This is a genomic window from Enterobacter sp. ECC-175, assembly GCF_043968675.1.
GTDB lineage: Bacteria > Pseudomonadota > Gammaproteobacteria > Enterobacterales > Enterobacteriaceae > Enterobacter.
In genome coordinates, this window is record NZ_CP143776.1 from 1442311 (window position 1) to 1464400 (window position 22090).

Here is a 22090-nt window from a genome sequence, read left to right on the forward strand (position 1 = left end):
TCGGTAATGATATGCGCCGATGCTACAATGTACGCCGACTAATGTTAACCCTCTGGAGCTGTTCGTGTCCTCATTGCCGGTCGCCGTCGTCCTTCCCGAGCTGCTTTCTGCCCTACGCCACGCCCCGCAGGTTTTGCTCAACGCCCCCACGGGCGCGGGCAAATCCACCTGGCTGCCGCTGCAGATCCTGAACGCGGGCGCGATCCCCGGGAAAATTATCCTGCTCGAGCCGCGCCGCCTGGCCGCGCGCAACGTGGCGCAGCGCCTGGCGGAGCTGCTCAATGAAAAACCGGGCGAAACCGTCGGGTACCGCATGCGTGCCGAAAGCTGCACCGGGCCGAATACGCGCCTTGAAGTGGTGACCGAAGGCATTCTCACCCGCATGCTGCAAAACGACCCGGAGCTGACCGGCGTCGGGCTGGTGATTCTGGATGAGTTCCACGAGCGCAGCCTGCAGGCGGATCTGGCGCTGGCGCTGCTGCTGGACGTGCAGCAGGGGCTGCGCGACGACCTTAAGCTGCTGATTATGTCGGCCACCCTGGACAACGAGCGCCTTCAGCAAACCTTGCCCGACGCGCCGGTTATCTCCTCCGAAGGGCGAGCCTTTCCGGTGGCGCGGCGCTATCAGCCGCTGGCGGCGCATCAGCGCTTCGACGAGGCGGTTGCCGTGGCGACCGCAGAGCTTTTGCGTCACGAGCCGGGATCGCTGCTCCTGTTTTTGCCCGGCGTGGGCGAGATCCAGCGCGTGCAGGAACAGCTCGCCTCACGGGTGGGGCGCGACGTTATGCTTTGCCCACTGTACGGCGCGCTGCCGCTGAGCGAACAGCGTAAAGCGATCCTTCCCGCGCCTGAGGGCCAGCGCAAGGTTGTGCTGGCCACGAACATTGCCGAAACCAGCCTGACTATCGAAGGTATCCGCCTGGTGGTGGACAGCGCGCAGGAGAGGGTGGCCAGCTTCGATCCGAGAACCGGACTTACCCGGCTGCTGACCCAGCGCATAAGCCAGGCGTCGATGGTGCAGCGCGCGGGCCGAGCGGGGCGTCTTGAGCCGGGTATCTGTTTGCATTTAACCAGCGCCGAGCAGGCCGAACGCGCGGCGGCGCACGGCACGCCGGAAATCCTGCAGAGCGATCTCTCCGCGCTGGTGATGGACCTTCTGCAGTGGGGCTGTCCGGACCCGGCCCAGCTGACGTGGCTTAATCCGCCGCCCGCGGTGAACCTTGCGGCCGCGCGCGCGCTGCTGGCGCGGCTGGGAGCGCTGGAGGGCGAACGCCTGACCCCGCGCGGGCAGAAAATGGCCGCGCTGGGCAACGATCCGCGCCTGGCCGCCATGCTGGTGGCCGCGCAGGATAGTGACGACATTGCCACGGCGGCAAAGCTGGCGGCGATCCTGGAAGAGCCGCCGCGCGGCGGCAGCAGCGATCTGGCGCAGGCGTTTTCACGCAGCCAGGCAAACTGGCAGCAGCGCGCGCAGCAGCTTGCTAAGCGGCTCAACGCCCGGGGCGGGGCGCTTGATAGCGACCGTATCCCTCTTCTCCTGGCGCAGGCTTTCCCGGACAGAATTGCCCGTCGGCGCGGTCTGGACGGCCGTTACCAGCTGGCGAACGGCATGGGCGCGATGCTGGACGGCGACGACCCGCTGACGCGCCGTGAATGGCTGATTGCCCCGCTTCTGCTGCAGGGCAGCCACTCTCCCGACGCGCGGATCCTGCAGGCCATCTCGGTGGATATCGACGCCCTTACGCGGGAATGCCCTCAGTTACTGGAAAGCTCTGACACCGTGGAGTGGGACGATGCGCAGGGGACGCTGAAGGCGTTTCGCCGCAGCCAGATTGGCAGGCTCACTCTTGGGATGAAGCCGCTGGCAAAGCCGTCGGAAGAGGAGCTGCACCAGGCGATGCTGAACGGCATTCGGGAAAAAGGGCTTGGCGTACTAAACTGGACGCCAGAGGCCGAACAATATCGGATTCGCCTGCACTGCGCCGCGCGCTGGCTGCCGGAATATAGCTGGCCGCAGGTTGACGATGAGGCGCTGCTGGCGTCTCTGGAGCGCTGGCTCCTGCCGCAAATGAGCGGCGTTCACTCGCTGCGGGCGTTAAAATCGCTTGATGTTAAGGCGGCGTTACAGAATTTAGTGGACTGGTCATTACGTCAACGTCTGGATAGTGAACTGCCTGGGCATTACACTGTGCCGACCGGAAGCCGGATTGCCATTCGTTATCACGAGGATAACCCTCCGGCGCTGGCGGTGCGAATGCAGGAGATGTTCGGCGAAGCCGCTACGCCGTCTATCGCCGAAGGGCGGGTTCCGCTGGTGCTCGAACTGCTCTCTCCGGCGCATCGGCCGCTGCAGATCACCCGCGATCTGAGCGCGTTTTGGGCGGGCAGCTACCATGAAGTGCAGAAAGAGATGAAGGGGCGCTACCCGAAGCACGTCTGGCCGGACGATCCGGCGAACGCGGCGCCGACGCGGCGAACGAAGAAGTATTCGTGAAAGGGGAATGCGGCCTGATGCCGGATTGTGCGGCCTGATGCCCTCACCCCGGCCCTCTCCCACGGGGAGAGGGAGAAGACACTAAAAACGGCAACTCTCGTTACCGTTTTGCTTTTGTTTTGAGAGATTTCTTCTTTCACCGTTCGGTGGAAGACAAGAGAATCTGGCCTTTGCGCCTGAATGTTGCGGAGAAAAAGCATGGCGGGGAATGACCGCGAGCCAATAGGACGGAAGGGAAAACCCTCGCGTCCGGCGAAAGAAAAGGTAAGCCGTCGTCGCCTCAGAGATGAGGACTATGACGATGACTATGAAGACGATTATGAGGATGAGGAACCGATGCCGCGTAAAGGAAAAGGCAAAGGGCGCAAGCCTCGCGGCAAGCGCGGCTGGTTGTGGCTGCTGCTGAAGCTGTTCATTATTTTTGTCGTGCTGATTGCGATTTACGGCGTGTATCTGGATCAGAAGATCCGCAGCCGTATCGACGGGAAAGTCTGGCAACTGCCGGCGGCGGTGTATGGCCGCATGGTGAACCTTGAGCCGGACATGTCCATCAGCAAGAACGAGATGGTGAAGCTGCTGCAGGCCACGCAGTATCGTCAGGTCACGAAAATGACCCGCCCCGGCGAATTTACCGTGCAGGCGAAAAGCATTGAGATGATCCGCCGTCCGTTCGACTTCCCGGACAGCAAAGAGGGGCAGGTGCGCGCGCGTCTGACCTTCGACGGCGATCGCCTTGAAACGATCGAGAACATGGACAACAACCGCCAGTTCGGGTTCTTCCGTCTCGATCCGCGCCTGATCACAATGCTCTCCTCGGCGAACGGCGAGCAGCGTCTGTTCGTCGCGCGTAACGGCTTCCCGGACCTGCTGGTGGATACGCTGCTGGCAACCGAAGACCGTCACTTCTACGAGCACGACGGCATCAGCCTTTACTCCATCGGGCGTGCGGTGCTGGCAAACCTGACGGCGGGCCGCACGGTGCAGGGGGCGAGTACGCTGACCCAGCAGCTGGTTAAGAACCTGTTCCTCTCCAGCGAGCGCTCCTACTGGCGTAAGGCCAACGAAGCGTACATGGCTGTGCTGATGGACGCGCGCTACAGCAAGGATCGCATCCTTGAGCTGTACATGAACGAGGTGTACCTCGGCCAGAGCGGCGACAACGAGATCCGCGGCTTCCCGCTGGCGAGCCTGTACTACTTTGGCCGCCCGGTGGAAGAGCTGAGCCTTGACCAGCAGGCGCTGCTGGTGGGCATGGTGAAAGGGGCGTCCATCTATAACCCGTGGCGTAACCCGAAGCTGGCGCTCGAGCGTCGTAACCTGGTTCTGCGTCTGCTGCAACAGCAGCAGGTGATCGACCAGGAGCTGTACGACATGCTGAGCGCGCGTCCGCTGGGCGTTCAGCCGCGCGGCGGCGTGATTTCACCGCAGCCAGCGTTTATGCAGATGGTGCGCCAGGAGCTGCAGAGCAAGCTCGGCGATAAGGTGAAAGATCTCTCCGGCGTGAAGATCTTTACGACGTTCGACTCCGTTGCGCAGGACGCGGCGGAAAAGGCCGCCGTTGAAGGGATCCCGGTGCTGAAGAAGCAGCGCAAGCTGAGCGATCTGGAAACCGCAATGGTGGTCGTTGACCGCAACACCGGCGAGGTCCGCGCGATGGTCGGCGGCGCCGAGCCGCAGTTTGCGGGCTACAACCGCGCAATGCAGGCGCGCCGTTCGATTGGTTCTCTGGCAAAACCGGCGACCTATCTCACCGCGCTGAGCCAGCCGAATCAGTATCGCCTGAACACTTGGATCGCCGATGCGCCAATCTCCCTGCGCCAGCCTAACGGCCAGGTGTGGTCGCCGCAGAACGACGATAAGCAGTTCAGCGGCCAGGTGATGTTGGTGGATGCGTTAACCCGCTCCATGAACGTGCCGACGGTAAACCTGGGGATGTCGCTGGGGCTGCCGGCGATTACTGATACCTGGCAGAAGCTGGGCGTGCCGAAGGATCAGCTGCACCCGGTGCCGGCGATGATTCTGGGCGCGCTGAACCTGACGCCAATCGAAGTGGCGCAGGCGTTCCAGACGATCGCCAGCGGCGGCAACCGCGCGCCGCTTTCCGCACTGCGCTCGGTGATTGCGGAAGACGGCTCGGTGCTGTACCAGAGCTTCCCGCAGGCAGAGCGCGCGGTACCGGCTCAGGCGGCGTATATGACGCTGTGGACCATGCAGCAGGTTGTGCAGCGCGGCACCGGCCGCCAGCTTGGCGCGAAGTACCCGGGCCTGCATCTGGCGGGTAAAACCGGGACCACCAACAACAACGTGGATACCTGGTTTGCCGGTATTGACGGGCGCGAAGTGGTGATCACCTGGGTAGGCCGCGACAATAACCAGCCGACCAAACTGTACGGCGCCAGCGGGGCGATGTCGATTTACCAGCGCTATCTGGCGAATCAGTCCCCGGTTCCGCTGAACCTGGTTGCGCCGGAGGATATCGTCGATATGGGCGTGGATGATTCCGGCAACTTCATTTGCGGCGGCGGAATGCGTTCGCTGCCGGTCTGGACGACGAACCCGGATTCGCTGTGCCAGCAGAGTCAGCCTGAACAGCCGACGGGTAACCCGTTCGATCAGTCTTCTCAACCGCAGCAGCAGCAACAGCCGCCGCAGAATGAGAAAAAAGACAGCGACGGCGTAGCCGGCTGGATTAAGGACATGTTCGGCGGTAACTAGCGCTCAACATTCCCCCTTCTTCGGGAGGGGGAATGTATTCACCATTCCATCTCATTTCTTTAACCGCCATTTTATTTCAAATTAACGCTTCATTTTCTCTTGTTTAATTCTTAAACCCTTAATTCTCGTAGGGCCGCTTATCGCTTGCTATGCCGCCAGCGTTTCGCATATTATTCTGCGGTCATAATAATAATTCTCGTTTACGTTATCATTCACTCTTTCATCAGAGAACCATCATGGCGCTTTCCAATACTGCTCAGCCAATTAATACGGCGCTGCGTAAAATCGCGGTTGTCGTCGCCACAGCGGTTGCCGGCATGTCCGCTTATGCGCAGGCCGCCGACACCTCAAAAAAAGAAGATACTATTACCGTCACCGCCGCACCGGCTGCACAGGAAAGTGCCTGGGGACCCGCTGCGACCATCGCAGCAAGACAATCCGCGACCGGGACGAAAACAGACACGCCGATCCAGAAGGTTCCGCAGTCTATTTCCGTGGTCACCGCCGAAGAGATGGCGCTGCACCAGCCGCGCTCGGTGAAAGAAGCCCTGAGCTACACGCCGGGCGTTGCGGTTGGCACGCGCGGTGCGTCCAATACCTATGATTATCTGGTCATTCGCGGCTTTGCGGCCGACGGCCAGAGCCAGAACAACTACCTCGACGGCATGAAGATGCAGGGCAACTTCTATAACGACGCGGTAATTGACCCTTATATGTTGGAGCGCGCTGAAATCATGCGCGGTCCGGTTTCCGTTCTGTATGGAAAAAGCAGCCCGGGCGGCCTGCTGAACATGGTAAGCAAGCGCCCAACCACCGAGCCGCTGCGAGAGATCCAGTTCAAAATGGGCACCGACAGCCTGTTCCAGACCGGCTTTGACTTCAGCGATGCGATCGATGACGACGGCGTTTATTCTTACCGCCTGACCGGCGTGGCGCGCTCCAACAACGCGCAGCAGGAAGACAAAGGCGAGCAGCGTTATGCCATCGCGCCGTCGTTCTCCTGGCGTCCGGATGACAAAACCACCTTCACCTTCCTCTCTTACTTCCAGAACGAGCCGGAAACGGGCTACTACGGCTGGCTGCCAAAAGAGGGAACGGTCGATCCGCTGCCGAACGGCAGTCGTCTGCCGACCAACTTCAACGAAGGGGCGAAGAACAACACCTATTCCCGCAACCAGAAGATGGTGGGATACAGCTTCGACCACGAGTTTAACGACACCTTCACCGTGCGTCAGAACCTGCGCTTCGCCGAGAATAAAACCTCGCAGAACAGCGTTTACGGCTACGGCGTTTGTACCGACCCGGCGAACGCCGGCAGCAAGCAGTGTGCGGCGCTATCCTCTGCGGACAAAGGCCATTTCCTGGCGCGTAAATACGTTATCGATGACGAGAAGCTGCAGAACTTCACCGTCGATACCCAGCTGCAGAGCAAGTTCGCGACCGGCGCAATGGACCACACCCTGCTGACCGGCGTTGACTTCATGCGCATGCGCAACGACATCAACTCCTGGTTCGGCTACGACGACTCCGTGCCGCTGCTGGATCTCTACAATCCGGTGAGCAGCGATTTTGATTTTGGTGCGAAAGATCCGGCCAACTCCGGCCCGTATCAGATCCTAAACCGCCAGAAGCAAACCGGCCTGTACGTGCAGGATCAGGCGCAGTGGGACAAGGTGCTGGTCACCCTGGGCGGCCGCTACGACTGGGCAGATCAGGAGTCGTATAACCGCGTGGCAAACACCACCTCCAAACGCGATGATACCCAGTTCACCTGGCGCGGCGGCGTTAACTATCTGTTCGATAACGGCGTAACCCCGTACTTCAGCTACAGCGAATCCTTCGAACCGTCTTCCCAGACCGACGCGCAGGGCAAGCTGTTCTCGCCGTCTAAAGGCAAACAGTACGAAGCGGGCGTGAAGTACGTGCCGAGCGATCGTCCGATTGTTATCACCGGCGCGCTGTACCAGCTGACGAAAACCAACAACCTGATGGCCGATCCGGCGGGCGGATTCTTCTCCGTTGAAGGCGGCGAAATCCGCGCCCGCGGCGTTGAGCTTGAAGCCAAAGCCGCGCTGTCTGCCAGCGTGAACGTTGTCGGTTCTTATACCTACACCGATGCGGAATACACCACCGACACCAACTACAAAGGCAACACGCCTGCGCAGGTGCCAAAACACATGGCGTCCGTCTGGGGCGATTACACCCTGTATGACGGCGCGCTGTCTGGCCTGACGCTGGGCACGGGCGTGCGTTACACCGGCTCCAGCAAAGGCGACCCGGCGAACAGCTTCACTGTGGGCAGCTACACCGTTGTGGATGCGCTGGTGCGTTACGATCTGGCCCGCGTTGGCCTGGCGGGGTCCAACGTGGCGCTGCACGTGAACAACCTGTTCGATCGTGAATACGTTGCCAGCTGCTTCAACACCTACGGATGCTTCTGGGGTGCCGAACGTCAGGTTGTCGCGACGGCGACCTTCCGCTTCTAATCTCGCTTTGGGCACGGTTCGCCGTGCCCTTTTTATTTAAGTTGGCCGACATGCAGGATAATAAAACGCAGTCCGATACCACCTTTGCGCTAGATAATCTCTCCTTTCGCGTACCCGGGCGCACGCTGCTGCACCCGCTCTCCCTCACGTTTCCCGCGGGCAAAGTAACCGGCCTGATTGGCCACAACGGCTCGGGCAAATCCACGCTGCTGAAAATGCTAGGCCGCCATCAGGCGCCCTCTGAAGGCGAGATCCTGCTGGACGGTCAGCCGCTCGAAAGCTGGAACTGCAAAGCCTTCGCCCGCAAGGTCGCCTATCTGCCGCAGCAGCTGCCGCAGGCGGAAGGCATGACGGTGCGCGAGCTGGTGGCGATTGGGCGTTACCCTTGGCACGGCGCGCTTGGGCGCTTCGGCGTGGCCGACCGGGAGAAGGTGGAAGAGGCAATTGGGCTGGTCGGGCTGAAGCCGCTGGCGCACCGCCTGGTGGACAGCCTGTCGGGCGGCGAACGCCAGCGCGCGTGGATTGCGATGCTGGTGGCGCAGGACAGCCGCTGCCTCCTGCTTGATGAACCAACGTCCGCGCTGGACATTGCCCATCAGGTCGACGTGCTGGCGCTGGTGCATCGCCTGAGCCAGCAGCGCGGCCTGACGGTGATCGCGGTCCTGCATGATATCAACATGGCGGCGCGATACTGTGACTACCTCGTGGCGCTGCGCGGCGGAGAGATGATTGCCCAGGGCTCGCCGTCCGAGCTGATGCGCAGCGAAACGCTGGAACACATCTACGGTATTCCAATGGGTATCCTGCCTCACCCTGCCGGGGCTGCACCGGTGAGCTTTGTTTACTGATGCTGGACAATACACGCATTACCCGCCGCCGCCTGCTGACGGCGATGGCGCTCTCTCCGCTGCTGCTGAAGATGAATACGGCGCGCGCGGAGAACATCGATCTGCGCCGCATCGTGGCGCTGGAATGGCTTCCCGTCGAGCTGATGATGGCGCTGGGCGTCACGCCCTACGGCGTCGCCGATATTCCCAACTACAACCTGTGGGTGAACGAGCCGAAGCTGCCGGAGTCGGTTATCGACATCGGCCTGCGCACCGAGCCTAACCTTGAGCTTCTCACCCAAATGAAGCCGTCATTTCTATTCTGGTCGGCGGGCTACGGCCCGTCGGAAGCGATCATGTCGCGCATTGCGCCCGGCCGCGGCTTCACCTTCAGCGACGGCAAAAAGCCGCTGGCGATGGCGAAAAAGTCCATCAACGAAATGGCGCAGTTTCTCAATCGCGAAGCCGAGGCGAAAACGCATCTCGCGGAATTTGACGCGCTGATTGACTCGCTCAGGCCGCGCTTTGCCAACCGCGGCGATCGGCCTCTGCTGATGGTCACGCTGCTGGATGCCCGCCATATGCTGGTCTTCGGGAAAAACTGCCTGTTCCAGGAAGTGCTTGATAGCTTCGGCATTCGCAATGCCTGGGAAGGGGAGATGACCTTCTGGGGCAGCACCGCCGTGGGCATTGACCGCCTGGCGGCGTTCCGGGACGTGGACGTGCTGTGCTTCGATCACGGCAACGAGCGCGAGATGCAGGCGCTGATGGCAACCCCGCTGTGGCAGGCGATGCCGTTCGTGCGCGAAGGGCGCTTCCAGCGCGCCCCCGCCGTGTGGTTCTACGGCGCGACGCTGTCGGCGATGCATTTTGCGCGCGTGCTGGACAACGCGCTGGGAGGAAAAGCATGAGCACCCGCATCGCTCGTTTTCCGGCGCTGCTGCTGGGGCTGATTTTTCTCGTCGCCCTCGCGCTGACCTGGCTCAACCTGTCGGCGGCCTTACCGCGCGGGCAGTGGGGCGAGGCCTTCGCGACCCCGGATATTGATAATATTCAGCAAATGCTGTTCCACTACAGCCTGCTGCCGCGCCTGGTAATTTCCCTGCTGGTCGGGGCCGGGCTGGGGCTGGTGGGCGTGCTGTTCCAGCAGGTGCTGCGTAACCCGCTGGCAGAGCCCACTACGCTGGGCGTCGCCACCGGCGCGCAGCTCGGGATCACGATTACGACGCTGTGGGCGCTGCCGGGGGCGTTAACCTCTCAGTTTGCCGCGCTGGCGGGGGCGTGCGTTGTTGGGGCCGTGGTCTTCGGCGTTGCCTGGGGCAAACGCCTCTCGCCCGTCACGCTGATTCTGGCGGGGCTGGTGGTGAGCCTCTACTGCGGGGCAATCAACCAGCTGCTGGTGCTGTTCCACCACGATCAGCTGCAAAGCATGTTCCTGTGGAGTACGGGGACGCTGACCCAGACCGACTGGGACATCGTCGATCGCCTGTGGCCGCAGCTGATCGGCGGCGTGGTGCTGACCCTGCTGCTGCTGCGCCCGCTCACGCTGATGGGGCTGGACGACGGCGTTGCGCGCAACCTCGGCCTGGCGCTGTCGCTGGCGCGCCTGGCGGCCCTGACGCTGGCGATTGTGCTAAGCGCCCTGCTGGTGAACGCGGTAGGTATCATCGGCTTTATCGGCCTGTTTGCGCCGCTGCTGGCGAAAATGCTCGGGGCGCGTCGCCTGCTGGCGCGGCTGGTGCTGGCGCCGATGATCGGCGCGCTGATCCTCTGGCTTTCCGACCAAATCATTCTCTGGCTGGCGCGGGTCTGGATGGAGTTCTCCACCGGATCGGTGACCGCGCTGATCGGGGCGCCGCTGCTGCTGTGGCTGCTGCCGCGCCTTCGCAGCATGAGCGCTCCGGCGATGGATGCCGGCGACAAAGTATACACCGAGCGCCAGCATCTGCTGTGGTATGCGCTGGCGGGCATGGCGGTTCTGCTCTTGGCCGCGGTGGCCGCGCTCTCTTTAGGGCGCGACGCGGCGGGCTGGCACTGGGCGAGCGGTACGTTGCTCAACGATCTGCTCCAGTGGCGCTGGCCGCGCATCGGCGCCGCGCTGATTGCGGGCGTGATGCTGGCGGTCGCGGGCTGCATTATTCAGCGTCTGACCGGCAACCCGATGGCGAGCCCGGAAGTGCTGGGGATCAGCTCCGGCGCGGCGTTCGGCGTGGTCCTGATGCTGTTCTTCGTGCCGGGCAACGCCTTTGGCTGGCTGATGCCTGCCGGAAGCCTCGGCGCGGCCGTCACGCTGCTGATCATCATGATCGCCGCCGGTCGCGGGGGCTTTTCTCCGCACCGCATGCTGCTGGCGGGGATGGCGCTAAGCACCGCGTTTACCATGCTGCTGATGATGCTGCAGGCCAGCGGCGATCCGCGCATGGCGCAGATCCTGACGTGGATTTCCGGCTCGACCTACCGGGCAACCGAAGGTCAGGTTGTGTTTACCGGGCTGGCGATGGTGGTGCTGCTGGCAATCGTGCCGCTGTGCCGCCGCTGGATGACCATTCTGCCGCTCGGCGGCGAAACCGCGCGCGCCGTGGGAATTGCGCTCACGCCAGCGCGCGTTGGCCTGCTGCTGCTGGCGGCCTGCCTGACGGCCACGGCAACCATGACCATTGGTCCGCTGAGCTTTGTTGGGCTGATGGCGCCGCACATCGCCAGAATGCTCGGCTTCCGCCGGACGATGCCGCATATCGTGATGTCCGCCCTGACGGGCGGCGTGATGCTGGTCTTTGCCGACTGGTGCGGCAGGATGGTGCTGTTCCCGTATCAGATCCCGGCGGGCCTGCTGTCGACCTTTATCGGTGCGCCGTACTTTATTTATCTGTTGAGAAAGCAGAGTCGGTAATAAAAGTAAACGGCAATCCTTAGATTGCCGTTTTAATATTTGCTCCCTCTCCCCGTGGGAGAGGGTTGGGGTGAGGGCATCAAGCCGCACATCTTACAGCTTCGCAAACACCCTGCGCGCCGCGTCGACGGTATTGTTGATATCGTCCTTGCTGTGCGCCACGGACATAAAGCCCGCTTCAAACGCCGAAGGCGCCAGATAGACGCCTTCTTCCAGCATCAGGTGGAAGAAGCGCTTGAAGCGTTCCACGTCGCACTTCACGACGTCCTGGTAGCAGGTCACGGTTTTCGCGTCGGTGAAGAAGATCCCGAACATGCCGCCCACGTGGTTCACCACCAGCGGGATCCCGGCTTCTTCAGCTGCTTCCAGCAGGCCGTTTGCCAGCTGCGTGGTCAGGTCGGTCAGGGTTTCATGGATCCCCGGCTGCGCCACCTCGGTCAGACAGGCGAAACCGGCCGCCATCGCGATCGGGTTGCCGGAGAGCGTGCCCGCCTGGTAAACCGGTCCGGTTGGCGCCAGCGCGTCCATCACATCTTTACGACCGCCGAATGCGCCCACCGGCATGCCGCCGCCGATGATTTTGCCAAGACAGGTCAGGTCCGGCACGACGCCGTAGTAATCCTGTGCGCCCGCCAGCGCAACGCGGAAGCCGGTCATCACTTCGTCGATGATCAGCAGCGCGCCGAACTCGTCGCACAGGGCGCGCAGGCCCGGCAGGAAGTCAGCGTGCGGTGGAATACAGTTCATGTTGCCCGCGACCGGCTCAACGATGATGCAGGCGATCTCCTGCGGATACTGCTCAAACGCCGCGCGCACGGTGTCCAGATCGTTGTAGGTGCAGGTCAGGGTGTGCTTAGCAAAGTCAGCAGGCACGCCCGGCGAGTTTGGCTGGCCGAGGGTCAGCGCGCCGGAGCCCGCTTTCACCAGCAGGCAGTCCGCGTGGCCGTGGTAGCAGCCTTCGAACTTAATGATTTTGTCGCGGCCGGTAAAACCGCGCGCCAGGCGGATGGCGCTCATGGTCGCTTCGGTACCGGAGTTAACCATGCGCACCATGTCCATGGTTGGCACTAGCTCGGTCACCAGCTCCGCCATTTTCACTTCCATCTCGGTTGGCGCGCCAAAGCTCAGGCCGCGCTGCGCCGCTTCAATCACCGCGTTGCGAATGGCGGGGTGGTTGTGGCCCAGCACCATCGGGCCCCAGGAGCCGACATAATCGATATAGGCTTTGCCATCGACATCGTACAGGTACGCGCCGTCAGCGCGTTCGATAAACAGCGGCGTGCCGCCTACGCCCGTGAATGCGCGGACGGGCGAGTTTACGCCGCCCGGGATCAGCTCGCGGGCTGCGCTGTAGAGGTTTTCAGACTTGCTCATGGCGTCGTTCCTGGTTCGTAAAAAGAAGATAAGCACACTATTCTATGCGATACGCGGAAGGTAATGAAATGTTTGCCCATTCCCGACTCAACAATTGTTAAGGTTTTTTCAGCAGACGCGGAGAATGTCTCTGGTAAAATCCTCGCGGCGATTTGTATGACGAACACGAGCAGGTAATGAAAGCAGAGACTCCCTCTTTTGAAGAACAGCAGTTTGCGCGCGCGCGTCACCGCATCAGTATTCGGCGATTGCTGGAGCGCGACAAAACGCCGCTGGCGATCCTGCTGGCCGCCGCCGTCGTGGGTACGCTGGCCGGGCTGGTTGGCGTCGCGTTCGAAAAAGCGGTCAATGCGGTGCTGAACTGGCGCATTGGAACGGTGGCCGGGTTTGCCGACAGCGGCGCGCTGGTCTGGGTTTTCGCATTCGGCTTCTCCGCGCTGCTGGCGATGGTGGGCTATTTTCTGGTGCGCCGGTTTGCGCCGGAAGCGGGCGGGTCGGGCATTCCAGAGATTGAAGGCGCGCTGGAAGAGCTGCGCCCGGTGCGCTGGTGGCGCGTGATCCCCGTGAAGTTTATCGGCGGCATGGGAACCCTCGGCGCGGGCATGGTGCTCGGGCGCGAAGGGCCAACGGTACAGCTCGGCGGGAACGTGGGGCGCATGGTGGGGGATCTTTTTCGGATGCGCAGCGCCGAAGCGCGCCATACGCTGCTGGCAACGGGCGCGGCGGCAGGGCTATCCGCGGCGTTTAACGCCCCGCTGGCGGGCATTTTGTTCATCATCGAAGAGATGCGCGCGCAGTTCCGCTACAACCTGATCTCCATTAAGGCTGTCTTTACCGGCGTGATCATGTCGAGCATCGTTTTCCGGCTGTTCAACGGCGAAGGGGCGGTGATTGAGGTCGGGAAATTGACCAATGCCCCGGTGAACACGCTGTGGCTGTATCTGATCCTTGGCATGATTTTCGGCGTCGTCGGCCCGCTGTTCAATACGCTGATCCTGCGCGCGCAGGATATGTTCCAGCGCATCCACGGCGGCAACACGACGAAATGGGTGCTGGTGGGCGGCCTGCTTGGCGGCGTTTGCGGCATTCTCGGATTTGCTGAACCCAACGCGGCGGGGGGCGGCTTCGGGCTGATCCCGATTGCGGCAGCCGGTAATTTCAGCATGGGCCTGCTGCTGTTTATGTTTATCTCCCGGGTGATTACCACCGTGCTCTGCTTCTCATCCGGCGCGCCCGGCGGTATTTTTGCGCCGATGCTGGCGCTCGGCACGCTGCTGGGCACCGCGTTTGGCATGGCGGCGGCGGCAGGATTTCCGGCCTACCATCTGGAGGCGGGGACGTTTGCGATTGCGGGAATGGGCGCGCTGCTGGCGGCCTCGCTTCGCGCGCCGCTAACCGGTATCGTGCTGGTTCTGGAGATGACGGACAATTATCAGCTCATTTTGCCAATGATCATTACCTGCCTCGGCGCGACACTATTAGCCCAATTCCTGGGGGGAAAACCGCTATACTCCACCATTCTTGCTCGCACCCTGGCGAAGCAGGAGGCTCAGCAGAATACTTGAATGAATTACCAGGGTATTAGATAATGACGATAAGAATTGGGTGATTTTTACCCAATGGCAGTATTCATGGGAGCATAAGATGAGTGATGACGTAGCGCTGCCGCTGCAGTTTACCGAAGCAGCGGCCAATAAAGTGAAAACCCTGATTGCCGACGAAGACAATCCGGATCTGAAACTGCGCGTTTATATTACCGGCGGCGGCTGCAGCGGTTTCCAGTACGGTTTTACCTTTGACGATCAGGTGAACGATGGCGATATGACCATTGAGAAGCAGGGCGTCGCGCTGGTGGTTGACCCGATGAGCCTGCAGTATCTGGTGGGCGGTTCGGTTGACTACACCGAGGGCCTGGAAGGATCGCGCTTTGTGGTGACCAACCCCAATGCGACAAGCACCTGCGGGTGCGGTTCGTCGTTCAGTATTTAATGTTTCTGGCGGTGCGGGCTGATGCCCTCACCCCGGGCCTCTCCGACGGGGAGAGGGAGTAAACATAAAAAAACGGTAACCTTCAGGTTACCGTTTTTGCTTTTACCTTCCGTTTTCATCCAGTGCAAACGTCGGCAGCTTCAGGTGCCAGCGTATCGCCGCCAGGCGTATAACCAGCGTCACTAGCATCCCCAGCATGGCTGCGTTCTCCAGCGGGACGGCGAAGGTGTAGTACGCCGTCGCATGAACGATCCCGCCGATGATACAGGCGGTGGCGTAGATTTCCGTTCGCAGAATCATCGGCACTTCGCGCGCCAGAATGTCGCGAATAATCCCGCCGCCCACGCCGGTCAGCACGCCCATACAGATAGCGACCAGGGGGCCGGTTCCCGCCAGGAAAGCCTTATTCACGCCAATGCCCACAAACACGGCCAACCCCACGGCATCCAGAACCGGCAGTATCCATTTGGGCAGCCTGCGCGGCTGGCGGATAAGCACAATCGTCAGCAGGCAGGTGACCATTGCCACTACTAAATCAGTGGGATCTTTCACCCAAAATACGGGACCATTGGCTAAGGCCATGTCGCGGATGGTCCCGCCGCCAACCGCCGTGACGACGCCGAGGACCAGCACGCCAAAAGGGTCCATGCGCAGTTTTCCCGCGAGTAAAACGCCGGAGATAGCAAAAACGGCTGTGCCAAGAATATCCAGCCAATATACGAGCATCGTGAAATCCTCGAACGTTCAGGTCTATGTTTGACTCTCCGCCAGCGCGGAACAGAGTTGTTTAGCGGCGAGGATAATACGCGGGCCGGCTCGTTCAAACCAGTCGCTATGAAGGGCAATCACCGGAATTTTGAGCTGGCTCTGCCAGAACTGTTCGATTTTAGGAATCTCGCCCGCACTTCCGACCACGACGATGGCCTGCGGCTGGCGTGACAGAACCTGTTCCCGGCTGACCTGAGGCCACGGCACCCGGCTGGCCGCAAAGATATTTTCACCGCCGCAGACCTCCAGCACCTGGTTCTGAATGGAGCCTTTTCCGGTGGTAAACAGCGGCTGGCTGCCGAACTGCAGGAAAACGCGTTTTTTATTCTGCGTTGCGTATTTGTTCTTTAGCGCAGCGTAGTCGCTTAGCATCTGCTGCGCGGCCTGCTCGGCTTTTTTGGGCGTGGGGCTATAGGGCGCCAGAGTGCGCAGCGCCTGCGCAATCTGTTCAACGCTCACCGCGTCAATCCACATTACCTTAATGCCCAGCGAGGTCAGCTGATTAACCTGCCGTTCGGCGTTGCCGCCGCGCCAGGCCAGAACCAGATCGGGCCTGAGCGCTACGATGCGTTCGAGGTTCATCCCCTGCCAGGTGGCAACCTGTTCGATACTGGCCGCCTCGGGGGGATAATCAGAAAAACTGCTGACGGCTACCGGGGTGATCCCGGCGGCAAAGGCCAGCTCGGTATTCGCAGGGGAAAGTGTTATCACCCGCGGCGCGGCGACAAGCCACGCCGGGATGATCAGAAGCAGGGCGGCAAGCGCCCTGATGTTGTGTTTACCCACGAGCCAGTTTCTGCACCAGGGTTTCCACCATCACGGTGGACTGTTTTGCCGCAACGGCCAGGAACTCGTCGAAGCTCAGGTGAGATTGCTGATCGGCCACGTCGGAAATGGCGCGAACGACCACGAACGGCACGCTGAAGTTATGGCAAACGTGGGCAATTGCGGTGGCTTCCATCTCAACCGCCACGGCCTGCGGGAAGTTATGGCGAATTTTGGCCAGGCCGACGGAGCCGTTGATGAACGCATCACCGCTGACGATCAGGCCGCGCACGGCGTTCAGGTTCAGCTCGGCGATGCAGCCTTCTGCAGCGGCAATCAGCTTGTCATCAGCCTTGAAGCCCGCCGGGCAGCCCGGGAGCTGGCCGTATTCATAGCCGAATGCGGTCACGTCCGCATCGTGGTAACGCGCTTCGTCGGACACCACGATATCACCCACTTTCAGCGTCGGCGCGAGGCCGCCCGCAGAACCGGTGTTGATGATAACGTCTGGCTTGCAGCGCTCGAGCAGCAGCGTTGCGCCCAGTGCTGCCGCCACTTTACCGATGCCTGATTTCAGCAGAGCAACGTCAACGCCGTTCAACTGGCCGGTGTAGATTTCACACCCACCTAAAGCGAGAGTCTGACGGTTCTCAATTTTGTCACGCAGCAGCGTAACCTCTTCTTCCATTGCACCAATAATGCCGATTTTCATAGATTTACTCGCGATGTGCCTTGTTAAGATGCATAGTCTATCATGGGCTTTAGTGGAAGCGCATTTCTCACGCGGGGGAGCACATGGCGCAGATCGATTTTCGCAGCAAAATTAACTGGCACCGGCGGTTTCGGTCGCCGCAGGGCGTAAAGAATGAACATGAAATCCTGCGCATCTTCGAAAGCGATCGCGGGCGCATCATTAACTCTCCCGCCATTCGCCGCCTTCAGCAGAAGACGCAGGTCTTCCCGCTTGAGCGTAACGCCGCGGTGCGTACGCGCCTGACCCACTCCATGGAAGTTCAGCAGGTTGGCCGCTATATCGCCAAAGAGATTTTAAGCCGCCTCAAAGAGCAACGGCTGCTGGAAGCGTATGGCCTGGACGAGCTCACCGGGCCGTTTGAAAGCATCGTCGAGATGGCGTGCCTGATGCACGACATTGGCAACCCGCCGTTCGGCCATTTTGGCGAGGCGGCGATCAATGACTGGTTCAAGCAGCGTCTCTACCCAACGGATGCCAAAAGCCAGCCGCTCAGCGATGACCGCTGCACGGTGCGGGACCTGCGACTGCGCGAGGGAGAGGAGAGCCTGAACGACCTGCGGCGCAAGGTGCGCCAGGACCTGTGCCACTTCGAAGGCAATGCGCAAGGCATTCGGCTGGTGCATTCCCTGATGCGGATGAACCTCACCTGGGCGCAGGTTGGCTGCATTTTGAAATACACGCGTCCGGCCTGGTGGATGGGCGATCCTCCGGCGTCCCACAGCTACCTGATGAAAAAACCGGGGTATTACCTTTCTGAAGAAACCTATATTGAGCGGTTGCGTAAAGAACTTTCCCTGACGCCAAACGGCCGTTTCCCATTGACGTGGATTATGGAGGCCGCTGACGATATTTCTTATTGCGTTGCCGATCTGGAAGACGCCGTTGAGAAACGGATATTCAGCGTCGAAGAACTTTATCAGCATCTTTATGACGCCTGGGGGCCGCATGAAAAAGGCTCTTTATTTGCCCAGGTCGTCGAAAACGCATGGGAAAAATCGCGCTCAAATTCATTGAGCCGCAGCACCGAAGACCAATTCTTTATGTATCTTCGGGTCAATACCCTTAATAAGCTGGTACCGTATGCCGCCGCGCGGTTCATTGACAACCTGCCGATGATTTTTAGCGGGGAATTTAATCATGCGCTGCTGGAAGATGACAGCAGCTTCAGCCAGCTCCTTGAGCTATATAAAAATGTGGCCGTCCGCCATGTTTTCAGCCATCCCGACGTTGAGCAGCTGGAATTACAGGGATACCGCGTGATAAGCGGGCTGCTGGAAATTTATCGGCCTTTACTGCAATTATCCGTTGATGAGTTTAGCGAGCTGGTGGAACAAGAGCGCGTGCGCCGTTTGCCAATTGAATCGCGGTTGTATCAGAAACTTTCTACCCGTCATCGACTGGCCTACATCGAATCAGTCAGTAAAATTGAGCGCCACTCCGCGCAGTGGCCGGTGATGGAATATTATTATCGCTGTCGCCTGATCCAGGACTATATCAGCGGCATGACCGATTTGTATGCCTGGGATGAATACCGCAAGCTGATGGCCGTGGAATAAGTCGGTAGTTTTGTAAAGACGACCAATAAATTTTTACTTTTTCCATAAACTTAATTCCGGAACTAAGCGGTATAAAATGAATCTGAGTTACACAGCAATTTTGCGTTATCTGTGAATCGAGAATGAGAAACATGAAAAAAACCACATTAGCAATGAGTGCACTGGCTCTGAGTTTAGGTTTAGCGCTGTCTCCTGTGGCAGCAACGGCTGCTGAGACTGCCTCTTCGGCAGCGACCGCGCAGCAAATGCCAAGCCTGGCACCGATGCTCGAAAAAGTGATGCCATCGGTGGTGAGTATCAACGTTGAAGGCAGCACCACCGTCAATACGCCGCGCATGCCGCGTAACTTCCAGCAGTTCTTTGGCGATAACTCGCCGTTCTGCCAGGACGGTTCTCCATTCCAGAGCTCCCCGTTCTGCCAGGGCGGCGGCGCCGCGGATAACGGTGGCGGCCAGCAGCAGAAATTCATGGCGCTGGGTTCGGGCGTTATCATTGACGCGGCCAAAGGCTATGTCGTGACCAACAACCACGTGGTGGATAATGCGAACACCATTAAGGTTCAGCTGAGCGACGGCCGCAAGTTTGATGCCAAAGTCGTCGGTAAAGATCCGCGCTCTGACATTGCCCTGATTCAGATTCAGGACCCGAAAAACCTGACGGCGATTAAGCTTGCCGACTCCGACGCGCTGCGCGTGGGCGACTACACCGTGGCGATCGGTAACCCGTTCGGCCTGGGTGAAACCGTGACCTCCGGCATCGTCTCTGCGCTGGGCCGTAGCGGCCTGAACGCTGAAAACTACGAAAACTTTATCCAGACGGATGCCGCGATCAACCGCGGTAACTCCGGCGGCGCGCTGGTTAACCTTAACGGCGAGCTGATCGGGATTAACACCGCGATTCTTGCACCGGACGGCGGCAACATCGGTATCGGCTTTGCTATTCCAAGCAACATGGTGAAAAACCTGACCGAGCAGATGGTGAAGTATGGCCAGGTGAAACGCGGCGAGCTGGGCATCATGGGCACGGAACTGAACTCCGAGCTGGCGAAAGCGATGAAAGTTGACGCGCAGCGCGGGGCGTTTGTGAGCCAGGTAATGCCAAACTCCTCGGCCGCTAAAGCCGGTATCAAGGCGGGTGATGTGATTACCTCCCTGAACGGTAAGCCGATCAGCAGCTTCGCCGCTCTGCGTGCCGAAGTAGGCTCAATGCCGATCGGCAGCAAAGTCACGCTTGGCCTGCTGCGCGACGGCAAGCCGGTTAACGTCAGCCTTGAGCTTCAGCAGAGCAGCCAGAATCAGGTTGATTCCAGCACCATCTTCAGCGGGATCGAAGGCGCTGAGATGAGCAACAAGGGTGAAGATAAAGGCGTCGTGGTGAATAACGTGAAGGCGAACTCACCGGCTGCCCGTATCGGCCTGAAGAAAGGCGATGTCATCATGGGGGCTAACCAGCAGCCTGTGAAAAACATTGCTGAACTGCGCAAAATTCTCGACGGCAAGCCTTCCGTGCTGGCGCTGAATATCCAGCGTGGTGATACTTCAATCTACCTGCTGATGCAGTAATGCGGTAATCCTTCAAGCCCCCGCCGGATGCGTCCGGCGGGGGCTTTTTCATTTCTGTGACCTTTTCCACAAGTCCATAGTTCTCCCTCTGACTTTGTGCATCTGCACAGTGCGGCATGCCCTTCACTCGCCTATGCTTGAGCTCTGCTCAGAGGAGGGTTGCATGGCTGGCTGGCATCTTGATACCAAAATGGCGCAGGATATCGTGGCGCGCACGATGCGCATCATCGACACCAATATTAACGTTATGGACGCCCGTGGGCGCATTATCGGCAGCGGCGATCGCGAACGAATTGGGGAATTGCACGAAGGCGCGCTGCTGGTGCTCTCCCAGGGGCGGGTGGTGGACATCGACGACGCGGTGGCCAGGCACCTTCACGGCGTGCGTCAGGGGATTAACCTGCCGCTGCGGCTTGAGGGGGAAATTGTGGGCGTTATCGGCCTCACCGGAGAGCCCGAATCGCTGAGAAAGTACGGCGAGCTGGTCTGCATGACGGCCGAGATGATGCTTGAGCAGTCGCGCCTGATGCACCTGCTGGCGCAGGACAGCCGCCTGCGCGAAGAGCTGGTCATGAACCTGATCCAGGCCGAGGAGCAGACGCCCGCACTGAGCGAATGGGCGCAGCGCCTGGGCATTGACCTCAATCAGCCGCGCGTCGTGGCGGTGATTGAGGTCGATAGCGGCCAGCTCGGCGTGGACAGCGCCATGACGGAACTCCAGCAGCTGCAAAACGCGCTGGCGACGCCGGAGCGTGATAACCTGGTGGCGATTGTCTCCCTGACGGAGATGGTGGTGCTGAAGCCGGCGCTAAACGCGTTTGGACGCTGGGATGCGGAAGACCACCGTCGGCGCGTGGAGCTGCTGATTTCGCGCATGAAGGAGAACGGCCAGCTGCGCTTTCGCGTGGCGCTGGGCAACTATTTTACCGGGCCGGGCAGCATTGCGCGCTCGTGGCGAACGGCGCGAACCACCATGATGGTGGGCAAGCAGCGGATGCCGGAGAGCCGAAGCTATTTCTACCAGGACCTGATGCTGCCGGTGCTGCTTGATAGCCTGCGCGGCGGCTGGCAGGCCAACGAGCTGGCGCGTCCGCTTGTTCGCCTGAAGGCAATGGATAATAACGGCCTGCTGCGCCGCACGCTTCAGGCATGGTTCCGCCATAACGTGCAGCCGCTGGCGACGTCAAAAGCGCTGTTTATCCATCGCAATACGCTTGAGTATCGGTTAAACCGGATTTCGGAGCTGACGGGGCTGGATTTGGGAAACTTTGACGACAGGCTGCTGCTGTATGTGGCGCTTCAGCTGGATGAGCAGCGGTGACTGAGTGCGGTCTGGTGCCCTCATTTCATCCCTCTCCCACGGGAGAGGGCGCAAACATTAAAAACGGCAATCAAGGATTGCCGTTTTGCTTTTATTTCCGCGTCAACTTCTCAAGATCCGCTTCAATTTCGCTGATCTTGTTGGTGACAACGTTTTCAAGATGGCGCAGATCCTCAAGGATCTTACGTTTGAGATCGACTTCGGTGCGGTCGCGCTGGCAGATTTGATCGAGTTCGTCGATCACGTAGCGCAGGTTAGGGCTGATTTCCTGAACTTCTTTGTATCCCTGACCTACGCCGTCAGCAACAACGGTCTTACGCTGGCGTGGGTATTTAAACTTCACGCTTTTGGCGAAAAACTCTCCTTTGTCCTTGTGGAAATAGATTTTCAAAATATCGTTGTTGGCTTCCTGACGGAGGCTATAACGATCGATTTCATCAGGATTGGTAATGCCCAGACTTTTCAGATTATCGTACATAGCGGTACCCTTGATCTCAACATAACCTTTGAATAATTAACGAAAAGATCTATTTCCGCCACCTTCAGATATAAAAAAAGCGGGGTGGCCCCCGCTTTTATCGATATCCGA

The 22090-nt window shown here is 60.0% G+C and carries 16 protein-coding genes; 11 read left to right on the forward strand and 5 right to left on the reverse strand.

Features of this window, described 5'->3' with window-relative positions:
• Window positions 1-64: 64 nt before the first annotated feature.
• From hrpB to fhuB, 6 genes are all read left to right on the forward strand, one after another.
• Window positions 65-2494 carry an ATP-dependent helicase HrpB gene (hrpB, locus tag V1599_RS06780; RefSeq protein ID WP_395301240.1) on the forward strand — a complete coding sequence of 810 codons (2430 nt, stop codon included), beginning with the start codon at window positions 65-67 and terminating at the stop codon, window positions 2492-2494.
• Window positions 2495-2692: 198 nt separating this feature from the next.
• Window positions 2693-5209: a bifunctional glycosyl transferase/transpeptidase gene (gene mrcB / locus V1599_RS06785; RefSeq protein WP_395301241.1), complete on the forward strand. Its 2517-nt coding sequence runs from the start codon at window positions 2693-2695 to the stop codon at window positions 5207-5209.
• Between the two features lie 236 nt (window positions 5210-5445).
• The gene (gene fhuA / locus V1599_RS06790) at window positions 5446-7695 is read left to right on the forward strand and encodes a ferrichrome porin FhuA (protein WP_112012817.1); all 2250 of its coding nucleotides are present in this window, start codon (window positions 5446-5448) and stop codon (window positions 7693-7695) included.
• A 50-nt stretch (window positions 7696-7745) separates the two neighbouring features.
• Window positions 7746-8543: a Fe3+-hydroxamate ABC transporter ATP-binding protein FhuC gene (fhuC, locus tag V1599_RS06795; RefSeq protein ID WP_395301242.1), complete on the forward strand. Its 798-nt coding sequence runs from the start codon at window positions 7746-7748 to the stop codon at window positions 8541-8543.
• Window positions 8543-9433, forward strand: a complete 891-nt coding sequence (gene fhuD, locus V1599_RS06800) for a Fe(3+)-hydroxamate ABC transporter substrate-binding protein FhuD (RefSeq protein ID WP_112012821.1) — start codon at window positions 8543-8545, stop codon at window positions 9431-9433. Before fhuC ends, fhuD begins: the two co-directional genes overlap by 1 nt.
• A complete protein-coding gene (fhuB, locus tag V1599_RS06805) occupies window positions 9430-11412 on the forward strand; it encodes a Fe(3+)-hydroxamate ABC transporter permease FhuB (RefSeq protein ID WP_112012823.1) in 1983 nt (660 codons plus the stop codon). The genes fhuD and fhuB overlap by 4 nt, the downstream gene beginning before the upstream one ends.
• Before the next feature lie 93 nt (window positions 11413-11505).
• Here fhuB and hemL read toward each other — a convergent pair whose 3' ends face one another.
• Window positions 11506-12786, reverse strand: coding sequence for a glutamate-1-semialdehyde 2,1-aminomutase (hemL, locus tag V1599_RS06810; RefSeq protein ID WP_112012825.1), 1281 nt, complete (start codon window positions 12784-12786; stop codon window positions 11506-11508).
• Between the two features lie 176 nt (window positions 12787-12962).
• On the opposite strand from hemL, the gene clcA reads away from it, so the two are divergent.
• Window positions 12963-14351 carry a H(+)/Cl(-) exchange transporter ClcA gene (gene clcA / locus V1599_RS06815; RefSeq protein WP_395301243.1) on the forward strand — a complete coding sequence of 463 codons (1389 nt, stop codon included), beginning with the start codon at window positions 12963-12965 and terminating at the stop codon, window positions 14349-14351.
• Window positions 14352-14430: 79 nt separating this feature from the next.
• Window positions 14431-14775, forward strand: a complete 345-nt coding sequence (gene erpA, locus V1599_RS06820) for an iron-sulfur cluster insertion protein ErpA (RefSeq protein ID WP_112012828.1) — start codon at window positions 14431-14433, stop codon at window positions 14773-14775.
• Between the two features lie 102 nt (window positions 14776-14877).
• Here erpA and V1599_RS06825 read toward each other — a convergent pair whose 3' ends face one another.
• From V1599_RS06825 to mtnN, 3 genes are read right to left on the reverse strand one after another with little or no spacing between them, the layout of a single operon-like run.
• On the reverse strand, window positions 14878-15501 hold the full coding sequence (locus tag V1599_RS06825; RefSeq protein WP_112012831.1) for a TRIC cation channel family protein: 624 nt from the start codon (window positions 15499-15501) through the stop codon (window positions 14878-14880).
• 24 nt (window positions 15502-15525) lie between these two features.
• Window positions 15526-16329 carry a vitamin B12 ABC transporter substrate-binding protein BtuF gene (btuF, locus tag V1599_RS06830; RefSeq protein ID WP_395301244.1) on the reverse strand — a complete coding sequence of 268 codons (804 nt, stop codon included), beginning with the start codon at window positions 16327-16329 and terminating at the stop codon, window positions 15526-15528.
• On the reverse strand, window positions 16322-17020 hold the full coding sequence (mtnN, locus tag V1599_RS06835; protein WP_112012833.1) for a 5'-methylthioadenosine/S-adenosylhomocysteine nucleosidase: 699 nt from the start codon (window positions 17018-17020) through the stop codon (window positions 16322-16324). Before mtnN ends, btuF begins: the two co-directional genes overlap by 8 nt.
• An 83-nt stretch (window positions 17021-17103) precedes the next feature.
• Between mtnN and dgt the strand changes: the two genes are divergently transcribed.
• From dgt to cdaR, 3 genes are all read left to right on the forward strand, one after another.
• Window positions 17104-18618 (forward strand): dGTPase, encoded by a 1515-nt coding sequence (dgt, locus tag V1599_RS06840; RefSeq protein ID WP_297118453.1) that lies wholly within the window; start codon window positions 17104-17106, stop codon window positions 18616-18618.
• Between the two features lie 131 nt (window positions 18619-18749).
• Window positions 18750-20180, forward strand: coding sequence for a serine endoprotease DegP (gene degP, locus V1599_RS06845; RefSeq protein WP_112012837.1), 1431 nt, complete (start codon window positions 18750-18752; stop codon window positions 20178-20180).
• Between the two features lie 163 nt (window positions 20181-20343).
• Window positions 20344-21501 (forward strand): DNA-binding transcriptional regulator CdaR, encoded by a 1158-nt coding sequence (cdaR, locus tag V1599_RS06850; RefSeq protein ID WP_112012839.1) that lies wholly within the window; start codon window positions 20344-20346, stop codon window positions 21499-21501.
• Between the two features lie 91 nt (window positions 21502-21592).
• Here the strand turns inward: cdaR and V1599_RS06855 are convergent, their stop codons facing one another.
• Entirely contained in the window at window positions 21593-21979 is a 387-nt protein-coding gene (locus tag V1599_RS06855; protein WP_112012841.1) for a DUF3461 family protein, read from the reverse strand.
• Window positions 21980-22090 lie beyond the last annotated feature (111 nt).